This is a genomic window from Modestobacter sp. DSM 44400 (assembly GCF_900107175.1).
Lineage (GTDB): Bacteria > Actinomycetota > Actinomycetes > Mycobacteriales > Geodermatophilaceae > Modestobacter.
On the sequence record NZ_FNOZ01000005.1, the window covers coordinates 109,068 to 132,384 of the forward strand.

At 72.3% G+C, this 23,317-nt stretch carries 25 protein-coding genes; 15 read left to right on the top strand and 10 right to left on the bottom strand.

Going from position 1 to position 23,317, the window contains the following annotated elements; all coding sequences use genetic code 11:
- Positions 1-52: 52 nt before the first annotated feature.
- Both miaB and BLW04_RS05595 read right to left on the bottom strand, forming a co-directional pair.
- Positions 53-1,450, bottom strand: coding sequence for a tRNA (N6-isopentenyl adenosine(37)-C2)-methylthiotransferase MiaB (gene miaB, locus BLW04_RS05590; protein ID WP_091537828.1), 1,398 nt, complete (start codon positions 1,448-1,450; stop codon positions 53-55).
- 91 nt (positions 1,451-1,541) lie between these two features.
- Positions 1,542-1,931: a hypothetical protein gene (locus BLW04_RS05595; RefSeq protein WP_254781093.1), complete on the bottom strand. Its 390-nt coding sequence runs from the start codon at positions 1,929-1,931 to the stop codon at positions 1,542-1,544.
- 201 nt (positions 1,932-2,132) lie between these two features.
- Here BLW04_RS05595 and BLW04_RS05600 point away from each other — a divergent pair, with 201 nt between their 5' ends.
- The 12 genes from BLW04_RS05600 to BLW04_RS28115 all read left to right on the top strand — a co-directional run bounded on the left by BLW04_RS05600 (position 2,133) and on the right by BLW04_RS28115 (position 10,912).
- Positions 2,133-2,888 carry an amino acid ABC transporter ATP-binding protein gene (locus BLW04_RS05600; protein ID WP_175483908.1) on the top strand — a complete coding sequence of 252 codons (756 nt, stop codon included), beginning with the start codon at positions 2,133-2,135 and terminating at the stop codon, positions 2,886-2,888.
- Positions 2,889-2,916: 28 nt separating this feature from the next.
- On the top strand, positions 2,917-3,810 hold the full coding sequence (locus BLW04_RS05605; RefSeq protein ID WP_091537787.1) for a glutamate ABC transporter substrate-binding protein: 894 nt from the start codon (positions 2,917-2,919) through the stop codon (positions 3,808-3,810).
- Positions 3,811-3,882: 72 nt separating this feature from the next.
- Positions 3,883-4,530, top strand: coding sequence for an amino acid ABC transporter permease (locus BLW04_RS05610; RefSeq protein WP_091537788.1), 648 nt, complete (start codon positions 3,883-3,885; stop codon positions 4,528-4,530).
- Positions 4,527-5,423, top strand: coding sequence for an amino acid ABC transporter permease (locus BLW04_RS05615; protein ID WP_091537789.1), 897 nt, complete (start codon positions 4,527-4,529; stop codon positions 5,421-5,423). The genes BLW04_RS05610 and BLW04_RS05615 overlap by 4 nt, the downstream gene beginning before the upstream one ends.
- A 192-nt stretch (positions 5,424-5,615) precedes the next feature.
- Positions 5,616-6,416 carry a helix-turn-helix transcriptional regulator gene (locus tag BLW04_RS27355; protein WP_091537790.1) on the top strand — a complete coding sequence of 267 codons (801 nt, stop codon included), beginning with the start codon at positions 5,616-5,618 and terminating at the stop codon, positions 6,414-6,416.
- A gap of 101 nt (positions 6,417-6,517) precedes the next feature.
- The gene (locus BLW04_RS05625) at positions 6,518-7,378 is read left to right on the top strand and encodes a class II fructose-bisphosphate aldolase (protein WP_091537829.1); all 861 of its coding nucleotides are present in this window, start codon (positions 6,518-6,520) and stop codon (positions 7,376-7,378) included.
- Positions 7,375-8,196, top strand: coding sequence for an HAD-IA family hydrolase (locus BLW04_RS05630; protein ID WP_091537791.1), 822 nt, complete (start codon positions 7,375-7,377; stop codon positions 8,194-8,196). Before BLW04_RS05625 ends, BLW04_RS05630 begins: the two co-directional genes overlap by 4 nt.
- A complete protein-coding gene (gene dhaL, locus BLW04_RS05635) occupies positions 8,193-8,840 on the top strand; it encodes a dihydroxyacetone kinase subunit DhaL (RefSeq protein ID WP_091537792.1) in 648 nt (215 codons plus the stop codon). The genes BLW04_RS05630 and dhaL overlap by 4 nt, the downstream gene beginning before the upstream one ends.
- Positions 8,837-9,832: a dihydroxyacetone kinase subunit DhaK gene (gene dhaK, locus BLW04_RS05640; RefSeq protein WP_091537793.1), complete on the top strand. Its 996-nt coding sequence runs from the start codon at positions 8,837-8,839 to the stop codon at positions 9,830-9,832. Before dhaL ends, dhaK begins: the two co-directional genes overlap by 4 nt.
- Before the next feature lie 64 nt (positions 9,833-9,896).
- Entirely contained in the window at positions 9,897-10,310 is a 414-nt protein-coding gene (locus BLW04_RS05645) for a GlcG/HbpS family heme-binding protein (protein WP_091537794.1), read from the top strand.
- A 172-nt stretch (positions 10,311-10,482) separates the two neighbouring features.
- A complete protein-coding gene (locus BLW04_RS28110) occupies positions 10,483-10,719 on the top strand; it encodes a hypothetical protein (protein ID WP_254781094.1) in 237 nt (78 codons plus the stop codon).
- A 10-nt stretch (positions 10,720-10,729) separates the two neighbouring features.
- The gene (locus BLW04_RS28115) at positions 10,730-10,912 is read left to right on the top strand and encodes a hypothetical protein (RefSeq protein WP_254781095.1); all 183 of its coding nucleotides are present in this window, start codon (positions 10,730-10,732) and stop codon (positions 10,910-10,912) included.
- A 130-nt stretch (positions 10,913-11,042) separates the two neighbouring features.
- Here the strand turns inward: BLW04_RS28115 and BLW04_RS05655 are convergent, their stop codons facing one another.
- From BLW04_RS05655 to BLW04_RS28125, 5 genes are all read right to left on the bottom strand, one after another.
- Positions 11,043-12,092, bottom strand: a complete 1,050-nt coding sequence (locus BLW04_RS05655; protein WP_217630859.1) for a regulatory protein RecX — start codon at positions 12,090-12,092, stop codon at positions 11,043-11,045.
- Between the two features lie 7 nt (positions 12,093-12,099).
- Positions 12,100-13,134, bottom strand: coding sequence for a recombinase RecA (gene recA / locus BLW04_RS05660; protein WP_175483909.1), 1,035 nt, complete (start codon positions 13,132-13,134; stop codon positions 12,100-12,102).
- Positions 13,135-13,317: 183 nt separating this feature from the next.
- Positions 13,318-13,512 carry a DUF3046 domain-containing protein gene (locus BLW04_RS05665; protein WP_091537830.1) on the bottom strand — a complete coding sequence of 65 codons (195 nt, stop codon included), beginning with the start codon at positions 13,510-13,512 and terminating at the stop codon, positions 13,318-13,320.
- Positions 13,513-13,553: 41 nt separating this feature from the next.
- Complete coding sequence (locus BLW04_RS28120) at positions 13,554-14,375, bottom strand: MFS transporter (RefSeq protein WP_254781096.1); 822 nt, start codon at positions 14,373-14,375, stop codon at positions 13,554-13,556.
- Positions 14,344-14,835: a hypothetical protein gene (locus BLW04_RS28125; RefSeq protein ID WP_254781097.1), complete on the bottom strand. Its 492-nt coding sequence runs from the start codon at positions 14,833-14,835 to the stop codon at positions 14,344-14,346. The genes BLW04_RS28120 and BLW04_RS28125 overlap by 32 nt, the downstream gene beginning before the upstream one ends.
- A gap of 59 nt (positions 14,836-14,894) precedes the next feature.
- On the opposite strand from BLW04_RS28125, the gene BLW04_RS05675 reads away from it, so the two are divergent.
- Positions 14,895-16,106, top strand: coding sequence for a glycoside hydrolase family 3 N-terminal domain-containing protein (locus BLW04_RS05675; RefSeq protein WP_091537796.1), 1,212 nt, complete (start codon positions 14,895-14,897; stop codon positions 16,104-16,106).
- A gap of 49 nt (positions 16,107-16,155) precedes the next feature.
- On the opposite strand, the gene BLW04_RS05680 is transcribed toward BLW04_RS05675, so the two are convergent.
- The 3 genes from BLW04_RS05680 to BLW04_RS05690 form a co-directional block, all read right to left on the bottom strand.
- Entirely contained in the window at positions 16,156-17,301 is a 1,146-nt protein-coding gene (locus BLW04_RS05680; RefSeq protein WP_091537797.1) for an acyl-CoA dehydrogenase family protein, read from the bottom strand.
- A gap of 54 nt (positions 17,302-17,355) precedes the next feature.
- A complete protein-coding gene (locus tag BLW04_RS05685) occupies positions 17,356-17,550 on the bottom strand; it encodes a KTSC domain-containing protein (RefSeq protein ID WP_217630860.1) in 195 nt (64 codons plus the stop codon).
- A gap of 117 nt (positions 17,551-17,667) precedes the next feature.
- Positions 17,668-18,132 (bottom strand): SRPBCC family protein, encoded by a 465-nt coding sequence (locus BLW04_RS05690; protein ID WP_217630861.1) that lies wholly within the window; start codon positions 18,130-18,132, stop codon positions 17,668-17,670.
- A 45-nt stretch (positions 18,133-18,177) separates the two neighbouring features.
- On the opposite strand from BLW04_RS05690, the gene BLW04_RS05695 reads away from it, so the two are divergent.
- The gene (locus BLW04_RS05695; RefSeq protein ID WP_091537798.1) at positions 18,178-18,594 is read left to right on the top strand and encodes a VOC family protein; all 417 of its coding nucleotides are present in this window, start codon (positions 18,178-18,180) and stop codon (positions 18,592-18,594) included.
- Between the two features lie 57 nt (positions 18,595-18,651).
- Positions 18,652-23,283, top strand: a complete 4,632-nt coding sequence (locus tag BLW04_RS05700; protein ID WP_091537799.1) for an ATP-dependent helicase — start codon at positions 18,652-18,654, stop codon at positions 23,281-23,283.
- Positions 23,284-23,317: the final 34 nt, after the last annotated feature.

A 23,317-nucleotide genomic window follows, 5' to 3' on the forward strand; every position in this document is an offset into this window, starting at 1 on the left:
CCGCCGCGCGATACCGGGTGAAGAGCTTCCTGTGCCTGGGGCGGCGCGCCGGTCAGGCGGGTGTGGGGACGCCGATCCGCGGCATGCCCAGCAGCACGCCGGGCGTGGTGGGCCGGGTGTCGGCCGCACTGGCGTCGCCCGCCCGGGTGCGCCGGTGGGTCAGCAGCGCACCGTCGGCGACCAGGAAGTGCGGAGCCGCCTGGGTCACGACCGTCTCCACGACGTCGCCGGGTCGCACGCCGTCCGCCGTCGTGAAGTGCACCAGCCGGCCGTCGCGGGCCCGGCCGGACAGCCGCCCGCGGGCGGCGTCCTTGCTCCCCTCGCCGGAGGCGACCAGCAGCTCGACGGTCGACCCGATCAGCGCCCGGTTCTCCGACCAGCTGATCTCGTCCTGCAGGGCGGTCAGCCGCAGGTAGCGCTCCTGGACGACGTCCTTGGGCAGCTGGCCGTCCATCTCCGCGGCCGGGGTGCCCGGCCGCTTGGAGTACTGGAACGTGAAGGCGCTGGCGAACCGGGCCTGCGCGACGACGTCCAGGGTGGCCTGGAAGTCCCCCTCGGTCTCGCCGGGGAAGCCGACGATGACGTCGGTGGTGATCGCCGCGTCGGGCATGGTGGCCCGGACCCGGTCGATGATGCCGAGGTAGCGCTCCTGCCGGTACGCGCGGCGCATCCGGCGCAGGACGTCGTCGGACCCGGACTGCAGCGGCATGTGCAGCTGGTGGCAGACCGCCGGCGTCCCGGCCATCGCATCGATGACGTCGTCCGTGAACTCGCGCGGGTGCGGGCTGGTGAACCGCACTCGCTCAAGTCCCTCGATCGCTCCCGTAGCGCGCAGCAGATCGGCGAACGCGCCGCGGTTCCCGAACTCGACGCCGTAGGCGTTGACGTTCTGGCCGAGCAGGGTCACTTCGAGCACGCCCTGGTCGACCAGCGCCTGCACCTCGGCGAGCACGTCACCGGGACGGCGGTCCTTCTCGGTCCCGCGCAGCGACGGGACGATGCAGAACGTGCACGTGTTGTTGCACCCGACGCTGATGGAGACCCAGCCGGAGTATGCGGAGTCGCGCTTCGCCGGGAGGCTGGAGGGGAAAACCTCCAGCGCCTCGACGATCTCCACCTGGGCCTCGGCGTTGTGCCGGGAACGCTCCAGCAGCACGGGCAGCGAGCCGACGTTGTGCGTGCCGAAGACGACGTCAACCCAGGGGGCGCGGCGGACGATCTCGCCGCGATCCTTCTGCGCCAGGCAGCCACCGACGGCGATCTGCATGCCGGGGTGGGCGTCCTTGACCGGCCGCAGGTGCCCGAGGTTGCCGTACAGCCGGTTGTCGGCGTTCTCCCGGACCGCGCAGGTGTTGAGGACGACGACGTCGGCGTCAGCACCCTCGGCAGCAGCCCGGTACCCGGCCTCCTCGAGCAGGCCGGAGAGCCGCTCGGAGTCGTGCACGTTCATCTGACAGCCGTAGGTGCGCACCCGGTACGTCTTGCCTTGGTCCACGGGCCGATCGTACGGACGGGCGCGGCCCGCCCCGTCGGTGCGGCGGTCAGCGGGCGGGGTCGAGGAACCGGTCGAAGACGAAACCGGTCGCCTGCGCCTGCACGTACTTGTCCACGACGTCGATCGCCCAGTCCTTCGCCGTCCAGCTCGACGGGTGATAGACGCCCAGCGCGGTGCTGAGCAGCAGCTCCGTCGGGTAGACGGTGGCGGAGGTGACATTGACGGCCTTCTGCCCCCGCAGACCCGCCTTGGCGGCCAGTCCGTAGGCCGTGCCCCAGTTGACGCTGAGCCCGAAGTGCGCGGCCCAGTTCAGTCGGGTCCGCGCCTGCTGGGTCTCGGGGTGGACCGGGAGCAGTGTCTCCGCCAGGTGTGCCGGCGCGTAGCTTTCCTGGCGGCCGGTGAGGGGCATCTCGACGAACTTCTGGAAAGCGCTCATCACTGCGGTCCCGGCGACGGCGGCCAGGACGCCGCGGCTGATCAACGTGGCCGAACTCGTGGTTCCAATAGGAGAAGCCCTACCCGACCGCGCAGGGTTCATCCCGGGCCGCCGCATCCCACAGCCGACGCCGGTCTTCGTTACAGCTTCGTGATGGCAGCGCGACGTACCGAAGACCGGCGCGGCCTAGGGTCACAGGCTGTGACCGAACGCCCGAACGGAGAACCTCTCGTCCGCCTGACCGGCGTCAACAAGTGGTTCGGCGACCTGCACGTGCTACAGGACATCGACCTGACCATCGATCGCGGCGAGGTCGTCGTGGTCATCGGCCCGTCAGGTTCGGGCAAGTCCACGTTGTGCCGCACCGTCAACCGGCTGGAGTCCATCGAGAGCGGCGAGATCACCATCGACGGCCAGCGGCTGCCGGAGGAGGGCAAGGAGCTCGCCCGGCTCCGCAGTGACGTCGGCATGGTGTTCCAGAGCTTCAACCTCTTCGCGCACAAGACCGTGCTGGAGAACGTGACGCTGGGGCCGATCAAGGTGCGCAAGCAGTCCAAGACCGACGCCGAGAAGCGCGCCCGCGAACTGTTGGAGCGGGTCGGCGTGAGCGCCCAGGCCGACAAGGTCCCCGCCCAACTGTCCGGCGGCCAGCAGCAGCGCGTCGCCATCGCCCGGGCGCTGGCCATGGACCCCAAGGTGATGCTCTTCGACGAGCCCACCTCCGCCCTGGACCCCGAGATGATCAACGAGGTCCTCGACGTGATGACCGCGCTGGCCCGCGACGGCATGACGATGGTCGTGGTCACCCACGAGATGGGGTTCGCCCGTCGCGCCGCGAACCGGGTCGTGTTCATGGACAACGGCCGGATCGTCGAGTCCTCGACGCCGGAGACGTTCTTCACCGACCCGAGCTCCGACCGGGCCAAGGACTTCCTCTCCAAGATCTTGAATCACTGACCCACCGCACCCCACGAGAGGACCCTCCATGCGCATCACCCGTTACGCCGCTGCCTTCGCGGCAATCGGCGTCGTGCTCACCGGCTGTTCCAGCGAGGCCGGCAACCAGGCCGAGCAACAGACCGGCAACACCGTCGCCGTCGAGACCGAGACCTCGTTCGAACCCGGAACGACGATGGCCGAGCTCGCCGAGGCCGGAACGATGACCGTCGGCACCAAGTTCGACCAGCCCGGCTTCGGCCTGCTCAACCCGAACACCAAGGCGCCCGAGGGCTTCGACGTCGAGATCGCCAAGCTCATCGCCGCCCAGCTCGGCATCGCCCCCGAGGACATCACCTGGACCGAGACCGTGTCCGCCAACCGGGAACCGTTCCTGATGAACGGCCAGGTGGACATGGTGGCGGCGACGTACACGATCAACGACGACCGCAAGCAGAAGATCGACTTCGCCGGCCCGTACTACGAGGCGGGCCAGGACATCATGGTGGCCGCCGGCAACCCGCTGGGCATCGAAGGCCCCGACGACCTGGCCGGCAAGCGGGTCTGCTCGGTCGAGGGCTCGACCCCGGCCGAGAACATCCGCACCAACTACCCCGAAGCACAGCTCACGCTGTTCGACGTGTACTCCAAGTGCGCCGACGCGCTGACCAACGGCCAGGTCGACGCCGTCACCACCGACAACGTCATCCTGACCGGGCTGGTCGCCGGCAACCCCGACGGCTTCGAGCTCGTGGGCAACCCGTTCACGAAGGAGCCCTACGGCATCGGCGTCCCCAAGGGGGACGACGCCTTCCGCGCCTTCATCAACGACACCCTCGAAGAGGCCTTCGACAACGGCGACTGGGCCGACGCCTGGGACCGCACCGCCGGGGCGATCAGCGGCACCGAGGCACCCGAGCCGCCGGCCGTCGACCGGTACTGATCCGATCGCGGCGCCGCCGGGCGGCCGGTCCGTCCGGCGGCGCCGCGCCGCCCAGCCCCGAGAGGAGGCGCCGTGCAGTTCTTCATCGACAACTTCCCGCTGCTGCGGGACGCCTTCCTCACGACGCTGAGCCTGTCCCTGCTGGCCGGGCTCCTCGCCCTGGTCCTCGGGACGCTGCTGGCGGCCCTCCGGGTCAGCCCCATCACGCCGTTGCGCGGACTGGCCACCTTCTACGTGGAGACCTTCCGGAACACGCCCTTGACGGTCGTGTTCTTCTTCCTGATCTTCGGCCTGCCGCAGATCGACTTCGCGGTCGGCTTCTTCACCGGTTCGGTGATCGCCGTGGGCCTCTATACCGCCGCGTTCGTGGCCGAAGCCGTCCGGTCAGGGATCAACGCGGTCCCCTCGGGCCAGGCGGAGGCCTCGCGCGCGCTCGGGCTGTCCTTCGGGCAGTCGTTGCGCGAGGTGGTCCTCCCCCAGGCGTTCCGCACGGTCGTACCGCCGCTGGGCAACGTCTGGATCGCCATGGTGAAGAACACCTCGATCGCCGCCGGGTTCGCCGTGACCGAACTGACTGCATCGCTGCAGCGGTTGTCCAACGCCAACGCCGGGGAGCTGGTGTTGGTGCTCCTCGCGATCGTGCTGGGTTACATGCTGATCACCGTTCCTTCGGCCTTCGCCGTGAGTCGTCTCGAGCGTCGGGTGGCGATCCTGCGATGAGCACGCCTGTCCTGTTCGACCTGCCAGGGCCCAAGGCGCGCGCCCGCATCCGGCTCAGCACGGTCGTCGGTGCCGTCCTGATCCTGGCCATCGTCGTCTTCGTGCTGGTCCGGCTCGGTGGGAACGGGCAACTCGAAGCCCAACGCTGGTCGGTGCTCTTCGACCCCAACAGCGGCGTGCCGCAGGCCCTCGGCGAGGCCCTGGTCGCCACGCTGAAGGTCGCTGCCCTGGGGATGGTCCTGGCCACGGCGCTCGGCATGCTGCTGGCCGTGGGGCGGCTGTCGGACCGCTGGTGGGTGCGCGTTCCGGTCACCACGGTGATCGAGTTCTTCCGGGCCATCCCGCTGCTCGTAGTCATCTTCACGCTGTACTTCGTGCTGCCGGGCTTCGGGGTGCGGCTGAGTGCCTACAGCGCGCTGACCGGTGGCCTCGTGCTCTACAACATGGCCGTACTGGCCGAGATCTTCCGGGCCGGCATCCTGTCGGTGGACCGCGGCCAGCGGGAAGCCGCGTTCGGGCTGGGCCTGCGCAAGTCGCAGGTCATGACGTTGGTCCTGCTTCCGCAGGCCGTTCGCCGGATGCTGCCGGTGCTGGTGGCGCAGCTGGTCGTCCTGCTCAAGGACAGCTCGCTGGGCTTCATCATCGGCTACTTCGAGCTCCTCCGGCAGGCGCGCAGCCTGGTGGAGTTCTTCACCCCGACGTTCGGCAACCAGTACACCTTCCAGCTGTACGTCGCCGCCGCCCTGATCTACATCATCGTCAACGTGGCGATCTCCCAGGTCGCCCGCTACATCGAGCGGCGCACCAGCCGGAACGCGAAGGCCGGCAGGGTCGCTCCGGTCCCGATGCCGGACGAGGGCATGACCGCGCCGGTCCCCGTCCCGCGGCGCTGACCGAGCGGGGCACCGGCCACCTCCCTCGGGTGCCACCCCGTTGCTGGGCCCGACGCGGCGGGTGATGCACGACACTCCCGGCGCCCGTACTGTCGACCGGCGGCGCCCGGCGCAGGACCGGCTGGTCGTCGCACGGCGGACGGGTGGACCGGCACGGCGCCACGCTCCCCCGCGGACTCGACGAGGAGTCGGATGGCACAGGGCACACGGGAGGCGGCTTCCCCCCACGACAGCCAGGTCGCGTGCCTGCTGCACCACCTGATCGCGACCAGCAGCAGCGTGCTGAAGGCGGCAGCCGGGAGCATCTCGCTGATCGACGCCTCGCGGGACCGGTACGCAAAGGTGGCCGAACGCGGGACGTCCTGTCGGCTGGGCAGCAGCTTCCCACTCGACGAGGGGATCACCGGGCGAGTCGTCGCCCAGCGACGGCCCGTGGTACTGAAAACCTACGGCGAGATCCGCGCGGGTCACCTGGCGGCCGAGGAGGCAGCGCACTCCGGCGCCGTCGTGGCCGTGCCCATCTGGTGGCGCGGTGACGTCGTTGGCGCGAACGTCGTGTTCGCCTGCCGGTCCCGACGCTTCACGGTCGCCGAGATCGACGAGCTCGAGCTGCTCACCCAGACGGCCGTTCCCGGTCTCGTCCGCGCCGGGGTCGACGAAGCTTCGCTGGCCCACCTGATCCGGCGGCGGCGCGGAGACGACCGCCTGCTCGCCGAGACTCCGGGGCCACGCGTGGGGGCGGCCCCGAATGCGGGCAGTTCCGCTGACCGGTCGCCGCTGACCCGGCGGGAACGGGAGACCGTCGTCCTGCTCGCTCGCGGCCTGAGCAACCGGCAGCTCGCCAGCGCGCTGGTGCTGTCGCCCAAGACGGTGGAGAAGCACGTGGCCGCAGTGCTGCACAAGACCGGCACGGGCAGCCGCACCGCCGCCGTGATGAGCGCGCTGGAACGGGGTTGGCTGCCGCGCCCGAGCGATCGGCCGACCTCCGGCTGACAACTGGGGGAATCACCCCATACAACAGTGACGGTCACCACGCTTTACTCCTGTTACAGAACCAGTCGTGCCCGTGTCCGACCGAGAGCACAGGAGTGTCGGTGCCCGTCGTCCCCATGAAGGAGCTCCTCGACCGTGCGCTGGCCGACCGGTACGGCGTGCCGGCGTTCAACATCATCAACGACCTGAGCATCGAGGCGGTCCTCGCGGCCGCCGTCGCGGAGAACTCCCCGGTCATCCTGCAGACGTCGGTCAAGACGGTGCGGATGTACGGCCGCGCCCAGCTGTTCGACATCTTCCGCGCCCTGGTCCGCGGCGTCCCCGTGCCCGTGACGCTGCACCTGGATCACTGCCCGGACCGCTCCGTCATCAGCGACTGCCTCCAGGGCGGCTGGAACTCCGTCCTGTTCGACGCCCACGAGCTCGACGTCGCGGAGAACCTCCGACAGACCACCGAGGTCGTGGCCGATGCCCGGGCGCGCGGTGCGCACGTTGAGGGCGAGATCGAGGGCATCCAAGGAGTCGAGGACGGCATCGGCTCCGACGAAGCCTCCCTCGTCCAGACGCTCGAGGTCGCCGTGGACTTCATCCAGCGCACAGGGGTGGACTGCTTCGCCCCCGCCATCGGCAACGCCCACGGTCAGTACGCATCCGCTCCCGTGCTCGACTCCCAGCGGGTGAGCGACCTCGTGGAGGCGACCGGCGTGCCGATGGCCCTGCACGGCGGGACCGGGCTGTCCGCCGAGCAGTTCCAGGACCTCATCGCCCGCGGCTGCGCCAAGGTCAACATTTCCACGGCGCTCAAGCAGGTGTACATGCAGTCGAGCCTGCAGTTCCTGCTCAGCGCCGAGGAGAAGGGGAAGTGGGACCCGCCGTCCCTGTTCGCTCACCAGCGCAGCGCCGTGATGGACATGGCGCAGGAGCACATGCGCACATTCGGCAGTTCGGGACGTGCCTGGTGAGCGCCCTGGTCTTCGACTGCGACGGCGTGCTCGCCGACACCGAGCGGTACGGCCACCTGCCCGCGTTCAACGCGACCTTCGCCGAGCACGGCCTCCCGGTGCGCTGGAGCGAGGACGACTACGGGGAGAAGCTGGCGATCGGCGGCGGGAAGGAGCGGATGGCCAGCCTGTTCCGCGACCCGAAGTTCGTCCGCACCGCCAGCATCCCGGACGACGACGGTACGCGCGCCCAGCTGCTCACCGAGTGGCACCGCACGAAGACGGCGCGGTTCCGCGCGCTGGTGGCCGCAGGGCAGATCCCGGCCCGCCCCGGCGTCGCGCGGCTGATCACCGAAGCACTCGACGAGGGATGGACCGTCGCGGTCGCGTCCACGTCGGCCGAGGAGTCCGTCCACGCCGTCCTCGAGCACGCCGTCGGGGCGGACACCGCGGGGCGGATACCGGTCTTCGCCGGTGACGTCGTGCCGGCCAAGAAGCCCGATCCGGCGATCTACGACCTGGTGGTGGCGACCCTCGGCCTGAATCGCGGCGACACGCTGGTCGTGGAGGACTCACGCAACGGGCTGCTCGCCGCGACCGGCGCCGGCCTGCCCTGTCTGGTCACGGTCAACGGGTACACCAGGACCGAGCCGTTCGACGAGGCCGTCCTGGTGGTGTCCGAACTCGGGGACCCCGGCCGGCCGCCGATCGAGGTACTGGCCAACCGGGGGCGCGCGCACCCCGGCGACCACATCGCGCTGGCGGACGTGCGGGCGTGCCTCGGCGCACCGACGGCCCCCGCCTCATCCACCGGCCGTTCTCTGGGAGGAACTGCGTGAGCAGCACCGCACAACGGCAGGCGGACCTGGTCGTCCGCACGATCGCCCAGGCGGCCGTCGACAACGAGAAGTACTTCGGCGACCTCGACGCCGTCGTCGGCGACGGCGACTTCGGCTACTCACTGGCCCGCGGCTTCGAGACCGTGCTCGCCGGATGGGACGACGTCGACCGCACTGACATCGGCACCTTCCTGAAGAAGATCGGAATGATGATCACGGCCCGGATCGGGGGCACTTCCGGGCCCATCTGGGGAACCGCGTTCATGCGAGCCGGGATGACCGCAGGCGCGACGGACACCCTGACCGGGGATCAGGTCGTGGCCATGCTGCGCGCAGCCATCGAGGGCATCAAGGCGCGCGGCCAGTCCGACGTCGGCGACAAGACCCTGCTCGACGTCCTGGCGCCCGTGACCGACCGTCTGGAGGCCGAGGTGGCCGCGGGGGCCGACGCCACCCAGACTCTGACAGCACTGGCCGTCACCGCCAAGGAGGCCGCGGAGGCCACCGTGGACATGGTCGCCAAGCGCGGCCGCGCGTCCTACACGGGCGAGCGCAGCAAGGGATCGGTCGACGCCGGCGCCATGGGCGTGGCCGTGATCATCGGTCGGATCAACGAGGCCTGGCAGACAGAGGGAGCGTCATGAAGAAGTTCGTCAACGACCCGAAGCAGTTCGTCCCGGAGATGCTCGAGGGGCTCGCGCTGGCCAACCCGCACACCCTGAAGTACCTCCCGGAGTACAACCTCGTCATGCGTGCGGACTCCCCGCGCGAGGACAAGGTGTCCATCGTGCAGGGCTCGGGCTCCGGCCACGAGCCCGCCCACGTCATGATCGTCGGCAGGGGGATGCTGGACGCCGCGTGTCCCGGTGACGTCTTCGCCGCGCCGCCGATGAACTACGTCTACGAGACGGCCAAGCTGCTGGCCACGCCCAAGGGTGTGCTGTTGCTGGTGAACAACTACACCGGCGACCGGATGGCCTTCGACATGGGCAAGGAGATGGCCGAGTCCGAGGGCATCAAGGTCGAGATCCTGACGATCAACGACGACGTGGCCGTCAAGGACTCGACCTACACGGTGGGCCGGCGTGGCGTGGCCGGGAACTTCTTCGTCATCAAGGCGGTGGGCGCGGCCGCGGAGCAGGGCGCCGACCTCGACGAGGTGATCCGGGTGGGCAAGAAGGTCAATGACGTGACCCGGACGATGGGCGTTGCGCTCACCGCCTGCACCCCGCCGGCCAAGGGCTCACCGCTGTTCGAGCTGGGTGCGGACGAGATCGAGATGGGCGTCGGCATCCACGGCGAGCCCGGCCGCGAGCGCAAGAAGATGACGAACGCCGACGCCCTCACCGACGAGCTGCTCGACGCTGTCGTCACCGACCTGCCGTACACCGCCGGCGACAACGTCGCCCTGATGATCAACGGCCTGGGCGGCACCCCGATCAGCGAGCTCTACATCCTGTACCGCCGCGCCCACCAGCAGCTCGCCGAGCGCGGCATCACCGTCACCCGCAGTTACGTCAATGAGTACTGCACTTCGCTTGACATGGCCGGCGCCTCGCTCACGCTCGTCAAACTGGACGACGAGATCGACGCGCTGCTCAGCGCGCCGGCGGAGGTCCCGGTCCGGGTGTTCTGACCTCGCCAGCGAACGACGGCGCGGGCAGCTGCCCGGACCGCACATCTCATCCAGTGGAGACACCATGGGCAGGCAGATCACGCTCGACCAGGCCGAGGCCATCCTCGATGCGTGCAAGGCGGAGGCGGTGACCGTCGGCCAACCGATGAACATCGCGGTGGTGGACGACGGCGGCAACCTCGTGGCCTTCGCGGCCATGGACGGCACGAAGCTCATCGGCGTCGACATCTCCCAGAAGAAGGCACTCACCGCCGTCTATTTCCAGACCGACACCCGAGACCTCGCCGAGCTCGTGCAGCCGGGACAACCGCTGTTCGGCATCGAGTCGACCACGGGGGGGCGACTGGTCGTCTTCGGTGGTGGAGTGCTGCTGACCGGTCCCGACGGTTCGCTCGTCGGCGGTGTCGGAGTGAGTGCCGGGACGGTCGAGGAGGACCACCAGGTCGCTGAGGCCGGGCGGAGGGCGTTCGCCGGCTGAAGCTGCCGGGGGCCCGGCGCGGGCGTCGCACCGGTTCCGTCTCCGCCCGCGCACGGGGCTCACGCGCGTCGACGGGCCCATTTCGTGATCCCACACGCGCCACGGGTGGAGCGGGCGAGCTTGTCACGTTCCGCCAGTCCTGCCCGGAGTGAGGACTGCCGAGATCTAGGGCATGACCGCCGCTCATGTCTTAGCCCCGGACCTGGACGACCTGGACGACCCCGACGACCTCGATGACCCCGACGACCTGGCGGACACCGCCCAGATCTTCGTCAGCCGGCTGCGCGGCAGCGCCGCGGACTTCGCCGCGGCAGCGGGTGCCGAGTCAGCGATCGTCCGTGAGGCGGTCCCGCCGGGCCCGGCACCGCCGGTCCCGCTGCCGGGTGGTGCTGCGCTACGCCACCGGTGAGGAGAGCGACGTGACGTTCCTGGGCCCGGTCAGCCACCCCGCGCGCGGCCGGGAGCTGACCATGTCGCAGTTCGACACCTCGATCCAGCTGTGGCTGGGCACCGGTCAGGAGCGCAGCCGGCGTTGGCTCGTGCCGGACGAGGACGCCGCCGACGGTGTCGCCGTCGACGTCACCGCCTGGCTCGACCGCTGACCCCGGCGGTCGCCGACCTTCGGTGAGGCCGTGAACTCCAATAGCCCAGAACCGATCCGGTTCTGGGCCATTGGAGTTCGATGGCGTGTCGGGGCGCGGGACGAGAACCGGCGGCTGCGGGAGCCGGAGGTCAGCGCGGAGGCTCTGCGCGCCGGCCGATCGGGACCCAGCGCCCCTCTCCCACCTCGTCCGCCGTCCCGGCGGCACGCTGGCCGGCGATGCCGCTCCCGCCGCCGAGGCCGCCGCCGTTCGGCTTCCCTCCGGTGGTGGCCCGGGACGCCTTGCGACCTCCGAGCCCGCCGCTCCCGAAGCCCCCGCCGCTCGCCGAACTGCGGTTCCCGAAACCGCCGCCACCCGAGCCACGGCTGGCGAAGCCACCACCGCCGGGAACGATCTCCTCCGCGGCCCCGACGTTCTCGAGCTCGTCACTGCCAGGGAGGTCGTCGTCGGGATCGGTGCCCGTGTCGCCGGCATCGGCGTACACGGCGTCCAGCGCCTCGCGCGCCACGATTCCGGCCAGTCCACCGCCGTAGCCCTTGCGGGCGAGCATGCCGACCAGTCGGCGCTCGGCGGTCACCTGGTCCAGTCGGGCCATGCTGCGGGCCTTGCGCTCCACCAGTCGGCGTGCGGTGTCCCACTCGTCCTGCGGGTCGACCTCGGCGACCGCCGCAGCGGCCACTTCGTCGTCGATGCCCTTGGCCCGGAGCTCCTGGGTCAGCGCCCGGCGGGCCAGGCCGCGACCGGACTGCCGCGAGGTCACCCACGCCGCAGCGAACGCGGCGTCGTCGATCAATCCGACCTCGGTAAGCCGGTCGAGCACGGCCTCGACGACGTCGTCGGCGACCTCGCGCCGGGCCAGGAGTTCCGCGAGCTGCTGGCGGGTCTTGGACGCCCCGGTCAGCGCCCGCAGGCAGATGCCGCGGGCAACTTCGACCGGGTCGCGGTCGTCGGCGGGAGCCGTCGACCCGTCGTCGGTGGAACCGTCGGCGCCGGTGGCGCTGCCGGCTCGTCGACCTGCGCCACGGCCGCTGCGTCCATCGCCGAACCCGGACCCGGACCGCGCGCCGGCTCGGCCCCGCCCCGAGGCGGCACCCGCGCGGCGGCGGCCGGACCGGCGGGCGTCGCCATCCGCCGGTCCCGCCTCAGCGTCGGGGTCCGGACCGGACCACGGGTCGTTCATGACCGGCTCAGAAGTCGACCGGCTCAGCTGCCGGCGCCTCAGCCTTCGGCGCGCCGATGCCCAGCTTCTCCTTGATCTTCTTTTCGATCTCGTCGGCCAGGTCCGGGTTGTCCTTCAGGAAGGTGCGGACGTTCTCCTTGCCCTGGCCGAGCTGGTCGCCCTCATAGGTGTACCAAGCACCGGACTTGCGGACGATGCCCTGCTCGACACCGATGTCGATGAGGCCACCCTCGCGGCTGAAGCCAGTGCCCCAGATGAGGTCGAGCTCGGCCTGCTTGAACGGCGCGGCCACCTTGTTCTTGACGACCTTCACCCGCACCCGGCTGCCGACCGCGTCGGTGCCCTGCTTGAGGGTTTCGATGCGCCGGACGTCGAGCCGGACCGAGGAGTAGAACTTCAGCGCCCGGCCGCCGGTGGTGACCTCCGGCGAGCCGTAGACCACGCCGACCTTCTCGCGCAGCTGGTTGATAAAGATCATCGTGGTGCCGGAGTTGCTCAACGCACCGGTGATCTTGCGGAGCGCCTGGCTCATCAGCCGGGCCTGCAGACCCACGTGGCTGTCACCCATCTCGCCCTCGATCTCGGCGCGCGGCACGAGCGCGGCCACCGAGTCGACGACGATGACATCCAGCGCGCCGGAGCGGATCAGCATGTCGGCAATTTCCAGCGCCTGCTCACCGGTGTCGGGCTGGCTGATCAGCAGGGCGTCGGTGTCCACGCCGATCGCGCGGGCGTAGTCGGGGTCCAGGGCGTGCTCGGCGTCGATGAACGCCGCGATGCCGCCGGAGGCCTGGGCGTTGGCCACCGCGTGCAGGGCGACCGTCGTCTTGCCGGAGGCCTCGGGGCCGTAGACCTCCACGACCCGGCCACGGGGCAGCCCCCCGATGCCGAGCGCGATGTCCAAGGCGATGGACCCGGTCGGGATGACCTTCATGGCGACCTCGGGCGAGTCGCCCAGGCGCATCACGGAGCCCTTGCCGAACTGCTTGTCGATCTGGGCGAGGGCCATGTCGAGGGCCTTGTCGCGGTCCAGCGTTGCCATGGTGGCCACCTTCGGTGTCGCGGGGAAGCGGGTCGTCGCCGACGCTAGGGCGGGGGTCTGACACTTTCGACGGACCGAGCAAATCTGTGGACGGGCCGCCGACCTGTGGACGACGGTAGACCGAACAGGTGTTCGATTCCAGCGGACACGCCGGAGGTGTCCGGGCAGCGGTCCCGAGCGCGCTCAGCGCTTCTTCGGCGGTACGTCGTACTCCTCGCAGATGGCCAGCCAGACCTTGCGCAGCGCGACGCCGGCCTCGATGGCCTCGACCGCCGTTCGGCCACCGACGGCGGAGAGGACGTGGTCGCGCGCCACGCTCTCGGCTCGCATGGACCCGAACAGCTCGTGCATCCGGGTCCAGAACTCCTGCAGACGCACGACGACGACGGTACCCAGCCCGTCGGGAGACAGCCGCCGGCCTAGCGACCCGGCGTGGCCGGCAGCAGCGAACGCCGGCTGCCTGCCCACACGGCGGCCAGCGGCAGCACCAGCACCGCGGCGGCGACGGCCACCAGCCTGAACCCCCCGACGGCGAGCAGCGGTCCCCCGACCGCCCCCGCGACCGCGGCACCCAGGCCCATCAGCAGGTCGGTGGCGCCCTGCGCGGTGGGCCGCACGGCGGCCGGGACGGCCTCGGTCACCAGCGTCGAGCCGGCCACCAGCCCGCACGACCAGCCCAGCCCGAGCAGGAACAGGCCGATGCCGAGCTGGACGGCCGCGCCGGGCGGCGCCGTCCCGGCGACCAGGCCGGCCAGCAGGAGGAGCAGCCCGCCGACGGCGACCGTGGCCGACCGGCCGGCCCGGTCGGCCAGCCAGCCCACGGCCGGCGAGAACAGGTACATGCCGGCCACGTGCACGCTGATGACCAGGCCGATGAGGCGCAGCGTCGTCCCCTCGGTGCCGCCGGACCCGGCGCCCATGTGCACTGGCGTCATCACCATCAACCCGACCATGACCGAGTGCGAGACGACGACGGCGCACAGCCCCAGCCGCCCGCCCGGCGTCGCCCAGACCGCGCGCAGAGCGGCCGGTGTCCCCGTCCGCGGGGCAGGCTGCAGCGGTCCGTCCCCGGTCGCCAGCCGCCGGGCCAGCAGCAGCGGATCGGGCCGGAGGAGCAGCAGGGCACCAGCGGCGACGACGGCGAAGGCGAGGACCGACAGCACGAACGCACCACCGAGCGCGGGCAGCCCGAGCGCCCGGCCCGCATCGTCAGCGGGGCCGGCCAGGTTCGGGCCCAGCACCGACCCGACGGTCGTCGCCCAGACCACCAGCGACAACGCCCGGCCGCGGGAGGCAGGCTCGGCCAGGTCGGCGACGACGAGCGGCCTGCAGGCCGCTCGTCGTCGCCGCCCCGAACGCGAACAGGCCGGCCAGCAGCAGGGGCAGCGAGGACGCCGCGGTCGCCGCGACCACCACCAGGGCACCGGCCACCGCGATGCCGTAGCCCAGCGCCAGCCCGGCCCGTCGTCCGAACCCGTCACTGACCCGGGCCAACGGGACGGCGATGACCGCGGCGCCCAGCACGCTGGCAGTCTGTCCGAGCCCGGCCGCCGAGTCGCTGCCGGCGACCTGCCGGGCCAGCAGCCCGCCGACGGTGATGCCCACGGTCACGCCCAGCCCGCCGAGGGCGACCGCTCCGGAGAGCACGGGGAGCGTCCGGCGCTGGACGGCGGCCGGGTCGGCCGGCAGCTGGGGAGTCACGCCGCGAGTCTGCCGTCCCGGGCCACCGGCTGACGGCCCCGACCGGGTAGACAAGGGCAATGCGCGCACACGGCACCGGCCGGGCTCCCCGGCACCGGCGCCGCCCGCTCGCCGTGGTGGCAAGCGTGCTCGTCGCGCTGGCCGCCTGCGGGGACGGCGGCGGGCGCAGCGCGTCCAGCCCGAGCGCGACGACGAGCGCGTCCACGACCACCCCGACCGCGGCCGCCTCGTCGTCCGCCCCGGCGGCATCGTGCGCCCAGCAGACGCTCGACCGGCTGGACCGGCCGGCCCGGATCGGGCAGCTGCTGTTGGTCGGGGTGCCCATCGACGACCCGGTGACCGGGCTGGAACAGCTGGCCGGCGTCCCGGTGGGCGGGGTCTTCCTGCACGGGCGCAGCACTGCCGGTGCCGCCGCGATCGGCGCCGCGGTCGCCCAGCTCCGGTCGGCGACCGGGGTGCCACTGGAGGTCGCCGTCGACCAGGAGGGCGGCCTGGTGCAGGCGCTGAAGGGCACCGGCTTCGACCCGGTGCCCAGCGCCCTGCAGCAGGGCCGGCTGGCACCGGAGGCACTGCGCAGCGCGACCGCGACGTGGGCGCAGCAGCTGCACGGCGCGGGCATCACGTTGGACCTGGCGCCGGTGGCCGACGCCGTGCCCGCCGGCACGGAGGCGCAGAACCCGCCGATCGGCGCCGTCGACCGGCAGTTCGGCAGCGACCCCGTGCAGGTGGCCGCTGCGGTGACGACCCTCGTGGGCGCGCTCCAGGACGCCGGGGTGGCCGCCACCGTCAAGCACTTCCCGGGCCTGGGCCGGGTCGACGTCAACACCGACACGGACGTGGGGGCGGCCGACCCCGAGACCAGCCCCACCGACCCGTACCTGGAACCCTTCCGCGCCGCCGTGGCCGCCGGCACGGCCGCAGTCATGGTCAGCTCGGCGACCTACCCACAGCTGGACCCCGACCGGGCCGCCGTCTTCTCCCCCGCGGTGATCGGCCTGCTGCGCGACCAGCTCGGCTTCGACGGCGTCGTGGTCGCCGACGACCTCGGCCAGGCGGTGGCGCTGTCGGCCACACCGGTCGGCGAGCGGGCGGTCTCGGCCGTGGGCGCGGGGGTCGACGTCGTCCTCACCGTGCGTGGGCAGGACGCCGCACCGATGTCCGCGGCGCTGGCCGACCGCGCCGCGGCCGATGCGGGGTTCGCCGCCCGGATCGACGAGTCCGCACTGCGCGTGCTGGCCCTCAAGGAGCGATTCGGCCTGCTCCACTGCTGAACCCACCTGCGGTGTCGGAGCCGAACGGCTACGCCGTGCCACCAGGCAGCTACAGGCCCATCGCGCGGCCGACGATCTCCCGCATGATCTCGTTGGTGCCGCCGTAGATGGACTGCACGCGGGCATCCCGCCAGGCCTTCGACACCGGGTACTCGTCCATGTAGCCGTAGCCGCCGTGCAACTGCAGGCACCGGTCGGCGACCTTGTTCTGCAGCTCCGTCGTCCAGTACTTGGCCATCGCCGCGTCGGTCGCGGTGAGGTCGCCGGAGTCGAGCTGGCGCATGCACTCGTCGACGAAGGTGCGGGCGATCGTGGTCTCGGTCTGCAGCTCCGCCAGGACGAACCGGGTGTTCTGGAAGCTGCCGACCGTCGTGCCGAACGCCGTCCGGTTGGTCACGTACTCCACCGTCTGCGCCAGCACGGTCTCTGCCGCCGCGACCGCCCCGACGGCGATGGACAGCCGCTCCTGCGGCAGGTTGGTCATCAGGTGGCCGAAGCCGCCGTCCTCGGTACCGAGCAGGTTCGCCCCCGGCACCCGGACGTCGGCGAAGAACAGCTCCGCGGTGTCCTGCGCCTTCAGGCCCACCTTGGCCAGGTTGCGCCCCCGGGTGAAGCCGGGCATGTTCCGCTCGACGACCAGCAGGCTGGTGCCGCGCGAGGCCGGCGCGTCGGGGTCGGTGCGGGCCACCACGATGACCAGGTCGGCGTTGATGCCGCTGGTGATGAACGTCTTGGACCCGTTGAGCACCCAGTCCCCGCCGTCCCGGCGTGCGGTCGTCGCGATGCCCTGCAGGTCGCTGCCGGTGCCCGGCTCGGTCATCGCGATGGCGGTGATCAGCTCCCCGGCGCAGAACCCTGGCAGCCAGCGCGCCCGCTGCTCCTCGGTGGCCAGGTCGCGCAGGTAGGGGCCGACGACGTCGTTGTGCAGTCCGAACCCGACGCCGCTGGCGCCGATCCGGGTGACCTCCTCGTCCAGGACTGCGTTGTAGCGGAAGTCGCGCACCCCGCCGCCGCCGTACTGCTCGTCCATGTCCATCCCGAGGAACCCCTGCTCGCCGGCAGCGGTCCACACCCCGCGGGGGACGATGCCGGCCTTCTCCCACTCGTCGTGGAAGGGGGCCACGGCCTTGTCCAGGAAGGCGCGGACGCTGGACCGGAAGTCGTCGTGGTCGGACCCGTAGAGCGAGCGGCGCATGGGCGGCAGTGTGGCCCAGCGACCCGGGCGGCCGACAGCCCCGGCGCGGGCGGCTCAGGCGGCGCGGTACGGGTGGGCGGGTTTGATGACGCCGTTGACGAAGCGGCCCTTGCTGTCGGCTTCCATCAGGGCGTCGAACTCCTCGGGCGGCACGTCCAGGTACTGGTAGACCCGGTTGCCCTGGAACTCCACCTCCAGCACCGACGCCTCGGGGTCGTAGCCCACCGAGACGATGCTGGAGGAGGCCACGCGGGACCTGTCCATCGGTTCCCCCACCGGGGCGGCCGCGGCGGCTGGGGCCTCCCCGCCGCGATGCTCCCGCCGCCGGGGCGCCGTCCGGCGCAGACACGCCGGTCGCGCGCCGGGTCAGCCGGCCGCGGCGGCCAGCCGGGCGACGCTGGCGGTGAGCGCATCCGCGCTGACCCTGGGGAAGGTGACCCGGGCCAGGACGGCGGGGTCGGTGACCTGGGACCAGTCGTAGGTGTGCACGACCGTCGTCCGTTCCCCGGCAAGCGGCTCGAGCGCCCAGCTCCACCGGACCCCGGCCGGCGGCTGCCCCTCCCGCGCGGTCGTCCAGGCGATGCGGCGTCCCTCGTCGAACTCCAGCACGTGGTTGTCGGTGCGGTAGTCGCCCAGGGCCGGGTAGTGCATGGCCATCGTGAAAACCTGGCCCACGCCGGTGATCGGCGAGGCGTGCACGTCGGCCTGGAGCATCCCGGACCCGTCGACCTGGACGTGTCGGCGCGGGTCGGCCAGGACGGCGAACAGCTCACCCGCCGGGACGTCGACGGTCTGCTCGACCCGGATCATGGTGTCGCTCTGCTCGATCACCGGGCCATCCTGCACGCCTCCGGCCCCGGTGACAGGGTCAGCCGCATGACCATTCCCACGACGTCCTTCGCGCACGTCCGACTGACCGTCACCGACATCGAGCGCTCCCGGGCCTTCTACGACGACGTCTTAGGCCTGCCGGTCGCCTTCGAGGTGCCGGCGGACGCCGACGCCGCGACCCGCGAACAGCTGGCGTGGCTCTACGGCGGGGTCATCTACGCCGTCGGCGACTCGCTGCTCGGCCTGCGCCCGGTGGCCGAGGACGTCTTCTCCGCGGACCGCACCGGGCTGGACCACCTGAGCTTCGCGGTCGGCTCCCGAGCCGACCTGGACGCCGCCGCCGCGATGCTCGACGAGCGGGGTACCGCGCACGGCGGGGTGACGGACATCGGCGCCGGCTACATCCTGGAGTTCCGCGACCCCGACGGCATCGCCCTGGAGCTCTTCGCTCCGAAGGGCTGAGCTCCCGGGGACGGCCGGGCCCCGACGAACTGTCGTACCGCTGTGGACACTGGTCCCGTGGCCGCCCACCCGTCTCCCGCCCCCGCTGCACTGGAGCGGTTCTCCGCACCGACCCAGGCGTGGTTCACCGGGGCGTTCGTGGAGCCCACGCCGGCACAGGAAGGCGCGTGGCGGGCGATCAGCAGCGGCGGGCACGCCCTGGTCGTCGCGCCGACCGGCTCGGGCAAGACGCTCGCAGCATTCCTCTGGTCCATCGACCGGCTGGCGGCGAGCCCGCCGGCCGACGAGAAGACCCGCTGCCGCGTCCTCTACGTCTCCCCGCTCAAGGCGCTGGCCGTGGACGTCGAGCGCAACCTGCGCGCGCCGCTGGCCGGCATCGGCCAGGCGGCGGCGCGGCTGGGGCTGCCGCGACCAGAGATCGCGGTGGGCGTGCGCTCCGGCGACACCCCCGCCGACGAGCGGCGGGCCTTCGCCCGCCGGCCCCCCGACATCCTGATCAGCACCCCGGAATCGCTGTTCCTGCTGCTGACCAGCCAGGCCCGGGAGGCGCTGCGCGGAGTCGAGACGGTGATCCTCGACGAGGTGCACGCAGTCTGCGGCAGCAAACGCGGCGCGCATCTGGCGGTCTCCCTGGACCGGCTCGACGAGCTGCTGGAGCGGCCGGCGCAGCGGATCGGGCTGTCGGCGACCGTGCGCCCGGTCGAGGAGGTGGCGACCTTCCTCGCGGGCGGCCGCCCGGTGCAGGTCGTCGCTCCGCCGTCGCACAAGAAGTGGGACCTCTCGGTCGTCGTCCCGGTCGAGGACATGAGCTCCCTCGGCCAGCCGACCGGGGAGCTGCAGGGCTCGGCCGCCGGCAACCAGCCCCGGACGTCGATCTGGCCGGCGGTCGAGGAACGGGTGCTCGACCTCATCGAGTCCCACCGCAGCACCATCGTCTTCGCCAACTCCCGGCGGCTGGCCGAGCGGCTCACCAGCCGGCTCAACGAGCTGGCCTACGAGCGCAGCACCGGCGAGACGCTGCCACCGGGCACCAGCCCGGCCCAGCTGGTGGCCCAGGCCGGCGCAGGCGGCGGGCTGCCGGTCGACTTCAAGCCCGTCGCCTCGGCCCACCACGGGTCGGTGTCCCGGGAGCAGCGCGCGGTGGTCGAGGAGGCGCTAAAGTCCGGTCAGCTGCCGGCCGTTGTGGCCACCTCGTCGCTCGAGCTGGGCATCGACATGGGCGCGGTCGACCTGGTGGTGCAGGTCGAGTCCCCACCCAACGTGGCGGCCGGGTTGCAGCGGGTCGGCCGGGCCGGGCACCAGGTCGGCGCGGTCAGCGAGGGCGTCATCTTCCCGAAGTTCCGCGGCGACCTGGTGCAGAGCGCCGTGGTCGCCGAGCGGATGCGGGCGGGCGCGATCGAGTCCACCCGCTACCTGCGCAACCCGCTGGACGTGCTCGCGCAGCAGATCGTGGCGATGGTCTCCGAGCGCCCGCGCACGGTCGACGACGTGGCCGGCGTGCTGCGCCGGTCGGCCGCGTTCACCTCGCTCCCGGATGCCGCGCTGCACGCGGTGCTGGACATGCTGGCCGGCCGTTACCCCTCCGACGCCTTCGCCGAGCTGCGCCCCCGGCTGACCTGGGACCGGGTCACCGACACCCTTACCGCCCGGTCGGGTGCCCAGCGGCTGGCGGTCACCAGCGGCGGCACCATCCCCGACCGCGGACTGTTCGGCGTCTTCCTCGTCTCGGGCAAGGGCGAGGGCGGCAAGCGGGTGGGCGAGCTGGACGAGGAGATGGTCTACGAGTCCCGCACCGGCGACGTCTTCCTGCTGGGCTCCTCGTCCTGGCGGATCGAGGAGATCACCCACGACCGGGTGCTGGTCTCCCCCGCCCCGGGCCAGCCCGGGAAGATGCCGTTCTGGCACGGCGACACCCTCGGCCGACCGCTGGAGCTCGGCCGGGCGCTGGGCGCCTTCCTCCGCGAGGTCGGCTCGGCGACGCCGGAGGCCGGTGCCGAGCGGGCCCGCGCCGCCGGGCTCGATGCGTGGGGCGCGGCCAACCTGCTCGCCTACCTGGCTGAGCAGAAGCAGGCCACCGGCCACCTGCCCGACGACCGCACGCTGCTGGTCGAGCGTTTCCGTGACGAGCTGGGCGACTGGCGGCTGGTCGTGCACTCCCCCTTCGGCGCGCAGGTCAACGCCCCCTGGGCGCTGGTGCTGGCCGCCCGGCTGCGGGAGCGCTACGGCGTCGACGTCGCCTCCATGCACTCCGACGACGGCATCGTGCTGCGGCTGCCCGACACGACCGGCGAGGTACCCGAGGCCGACCTGGCGCTGCTCGACCCCGACGACGTCGAGCGCGAGGTCACCGCCGAGGTGGGCAACTCGGCGCTGTTCGCCAGCCGGTTCCGCGAGTGCGCCGCCCGCGCGCTGCTGCTGCCCCGCCGCGACCCGCGCCGCCGGACCCCGCTGTGGCAGCAGCGCCAGCGGGCCGCGCAGCTGCTCGCCGTCGCCAGCGAGTTCTCCTCCTTCCCGATCACCCTCGAGGCGGTCCGGGAGGTGCTGCAGGACGTCTACGACGTACCGGGCCTGGTCGAGCTGATGCGCGACGTCCGGGCGCGCCGGGTCCGGCTGGTCGACGTGCAGACCCAGACCGCCTCCCCGTTCGCCCAGTCGTTGCTGTTCGGCTACGTCGGACAATTCATCTACGAGGGCGATGCCCCGCTGGCCGAGCGTCGCGCCCAGGCCCTCGCGCTCGACACCGGGCTGCTCGCCGAACTGCTGGGCCGCTCGGAGCTGCGCGAGCTGCTGGACTCCGACGCACTGGCCGAGATCGAGGCGGAGCTGCAGCGACTGCCCGCCGAGCGGCACCCGCGGGACGTCGACGCCGGGGCCGACCTGCTGCGGGTGGTCGGTGACCTGACCGTCGCCGAGGCCGGGGGCCGGGGGATGTCCGCCGAGTGGCTGGAGGAGCTGGTCGCCGCCCGGCGCGCGCTGCAGGTCCGCATCGCCGGCGAGCTGCGGTACGCGGCGATCGAGGACGCCGGCCGGCTCCGCGACGTCCTGGGCACCGCGCTGCCGGTCGGCGTCCCGGAGGTGTTCACCGAGCCGGTCGCCGACCCGCTCGGTGACCTGGTGGGGCGCTACGCCCGCACCCACGGCCCGTTCGTCCCTGCCGAGGTCGCCACCCGGCTCGGCCTCGGGGTCGCCGTGGTCACCGCCACCGTGCAGCGCCTGGTGGGCACCGGGCGGATGGTCACCGGCGAGTTCCGGCCCGGCGAGGTCGGCCAGGAGTGGTGCGACGCGGAGGTGCTGCGCTCGATCCGGCGGCGCAGCCTGGCCAAGCTGCGCCAGGAGGTCGAGCCGGTGCCGATCGGCACGCTCGCCCGGTTCACCCCGTCCTGGCAGTCGGTGGGCAGCCGGCTGCGCGGGGTGGACGGCGTGCTGGCCGTCGTGGAGCAGCTGGCCGGGGCGCTGGTGCCGGCGTCGGCGCTGGAGGCGCTGGTGCTGCCCTCGCGGGTGACCGGCTACTCCCCCGCGATGCTCGACGAGCTGACCAGCGCCGGCGAGGTGCTGTGGGCCGGCGCCGGGAGCCTGTCCGGTGGCGACGGCTGGGTGACCCTGGTCCCCGCCGACCTGGCTCCCCTCCTGCTGCCCGAGCCCCCCGGCGGCGCCGTCGACGAGGGCGGCGTGGCCGCCCAGGTGCTGGCGGAGCTGGCCGGTGGGCAGGCGCTGTTCTTCCGGTCGCTGTCCGACCGGGTCGGCGCGACCGACGACCAGGCGTTCGCCGACGTGGTGTGGGACCTGGTGTGGGCCGGGGCGCTGACCAACGACACGCTGGCCCCGCTGCGCACCCGGCTGGCCGGCGGCGGCACCCACCGCAAGCAGCCCGCCGCGCCGCGGGCGCGGTTGGACCGCTCACGGTACGGCCGTACCCGGCTCGGTCGCCCGGCCCTGCCGAGCCGCACCGGGCCGCCCACCGTGGCCGGCCGGTGGTCCCGACTGCCGGAACTGGAGTCCAACGCGACCAAGCGGACGACGGCCCGCGCCGAGTCGCTGCTGGAGCGGCACGGGGTGCTCACCCGCGGCGCGGTGATGGCCGAACAGGTGGTCGGCGGATTCTCGGCGGTCTACCCGGTGCTGCGGGCATTCGAGGAGAACGGCCGCGCCCGACGGGGCTACTTCGTCGAGTCGCTCGGCGCCGCGCAGTTCGGCACGCCGGGATCGGTCGACCGGCTGCGCAGCTTCGCCAGCCCCGACCGGGTGCCGGCCGGCCCGGTGGTGCTGGCCGCCACCGACCCGGCCAACGTCTACGGGGCGGCGCTGCCCTGGCCCGAGCGCGTCGTCGGCAGCACCGACGACGACGGCGGGACCGCGCCCGCGGTCGACGTGGGCGAGGGCACCGGGAAGAAACGGGCGACCGGGCACCGGGCCGGGCGCAAGGCCGGGGCGCTGGTCGTGCTCGTCGACGGTGAGCTGGTGCTCTACGTCGAGCGGGGCGGCAAGACGCTGCTGTCCTGGACCGAGGACGAGACGGCCCTGAAGGAAGCCGCGACGGCGCTGTCCGGCGCGGTGGCCTCCGGGGCCCTGGGTCGGATGACCGTGCAGAAGACCGACGGCGCGTCGGTGCACGAAGCGGAGGCGTTGTCCTCGGCGCTGCAGGCCGCCGGCTTCAGCGCAACGCCGCGGGGGCTGCGCCTGCGTGGGTGAGTCGCCGGTCGCCGACCGGCCTGTCGACATGCCA

Excerpts from the sequence above, each read along its gene's own strand:
- miaB (WP_091537828.1), bottom strand. The coding sequence starts at position 1,450 with ATGAACGTGCACGACTCCGAGCGGCTCTCCGGCCTGCTCGAGGAGGCC.
- BLW04_RS05595 (WP_254781093.1), bottom strand. The coding sequence starts at position 1,931 with ATGAGCGCTTTCCAGAAGTTCGTCGAGATGCCCCTCACCGGCCGCCAG.
- BLW04_RS05605 (WP_091537787.1), top strand. The coding sequence starts at position 2,917 with ATGCGCATCACCCGTTACGCCGCTGCCTTCGCGGCAATCGGCGTCGTG.
- BLW04_RS05615 (WP_091537789.1), top strand. The coding sequence starts at position 4,527 with ATGAGCACGCCTGTCCTGTTCGACCTGCCAGGGCCCAAGGCGCGCGCC.
- BLW04_RS27355 (WP_091537790.1), top strand. The coding sequence starts at position 5,616 with ATGGCACAGGGCACACGGGAGGCGGCTTCCCCCCACGACAGCCAGGTC.
- dhaK (WP_091537793.1), top strand. The coding sequence starts at position 8,837 with ATGAAGAAGTTCGTCAACGACCCGAAGCAGTTCGTCCCGGAGATGCTC.
- BLW04_RS05645 (WP_091537794.1), top strand. The coding sequence starts at position 9,897 with ATGGGCAGGCAGATCACGCTCGACCAGGCCGAGGCCATCCTCGATGCG.
- BLW04_RS28110 (WP_254781094.1), top strand. The coding sequence starts at position 10,483 with ATGACCGCCGCTCATGTCTTAGCCCCGGACCTGGACGACCTGGACGAC.
- BLW04_RS05655 (WP_217630859.1), bottom strand. The coding sequence starts at position 12,092 with ATGAACGACCCGTGGTCCGGTCCGGACCCCGACGCTGAGGCGGGACCG.
- recA (WP_175483909.1), bottom strand. The coding sequence starts at position 13,134 with ATGGCAACGCTGGACCGCGACAAGGCCCTCGACATGGCCCTCGCCCAG.
- BLW04_RS05675 (WP_091537796.1), top strand. The coding sequence starts at position 14,895 with ATGCGCGCACACGGCACCGGCCGGGCTCCCCGGCACCGGCGCCGCCCG.
- BLW04_RS05680 (WP_091537797.1), bottom strand. The coding sequence starts at position 17,301 with ATGCGCCGCTCGCTCTACGGGTCCGACCACGACGACTTCCGGTCCAGC.
- BLW04_RS05695 (WP_091537798.1), top strand. The coding sequence starts at position 18,178 with ATGACCATTCCCACGACGTCCTTCGCGCACGTCCGACTGACCGTCACC.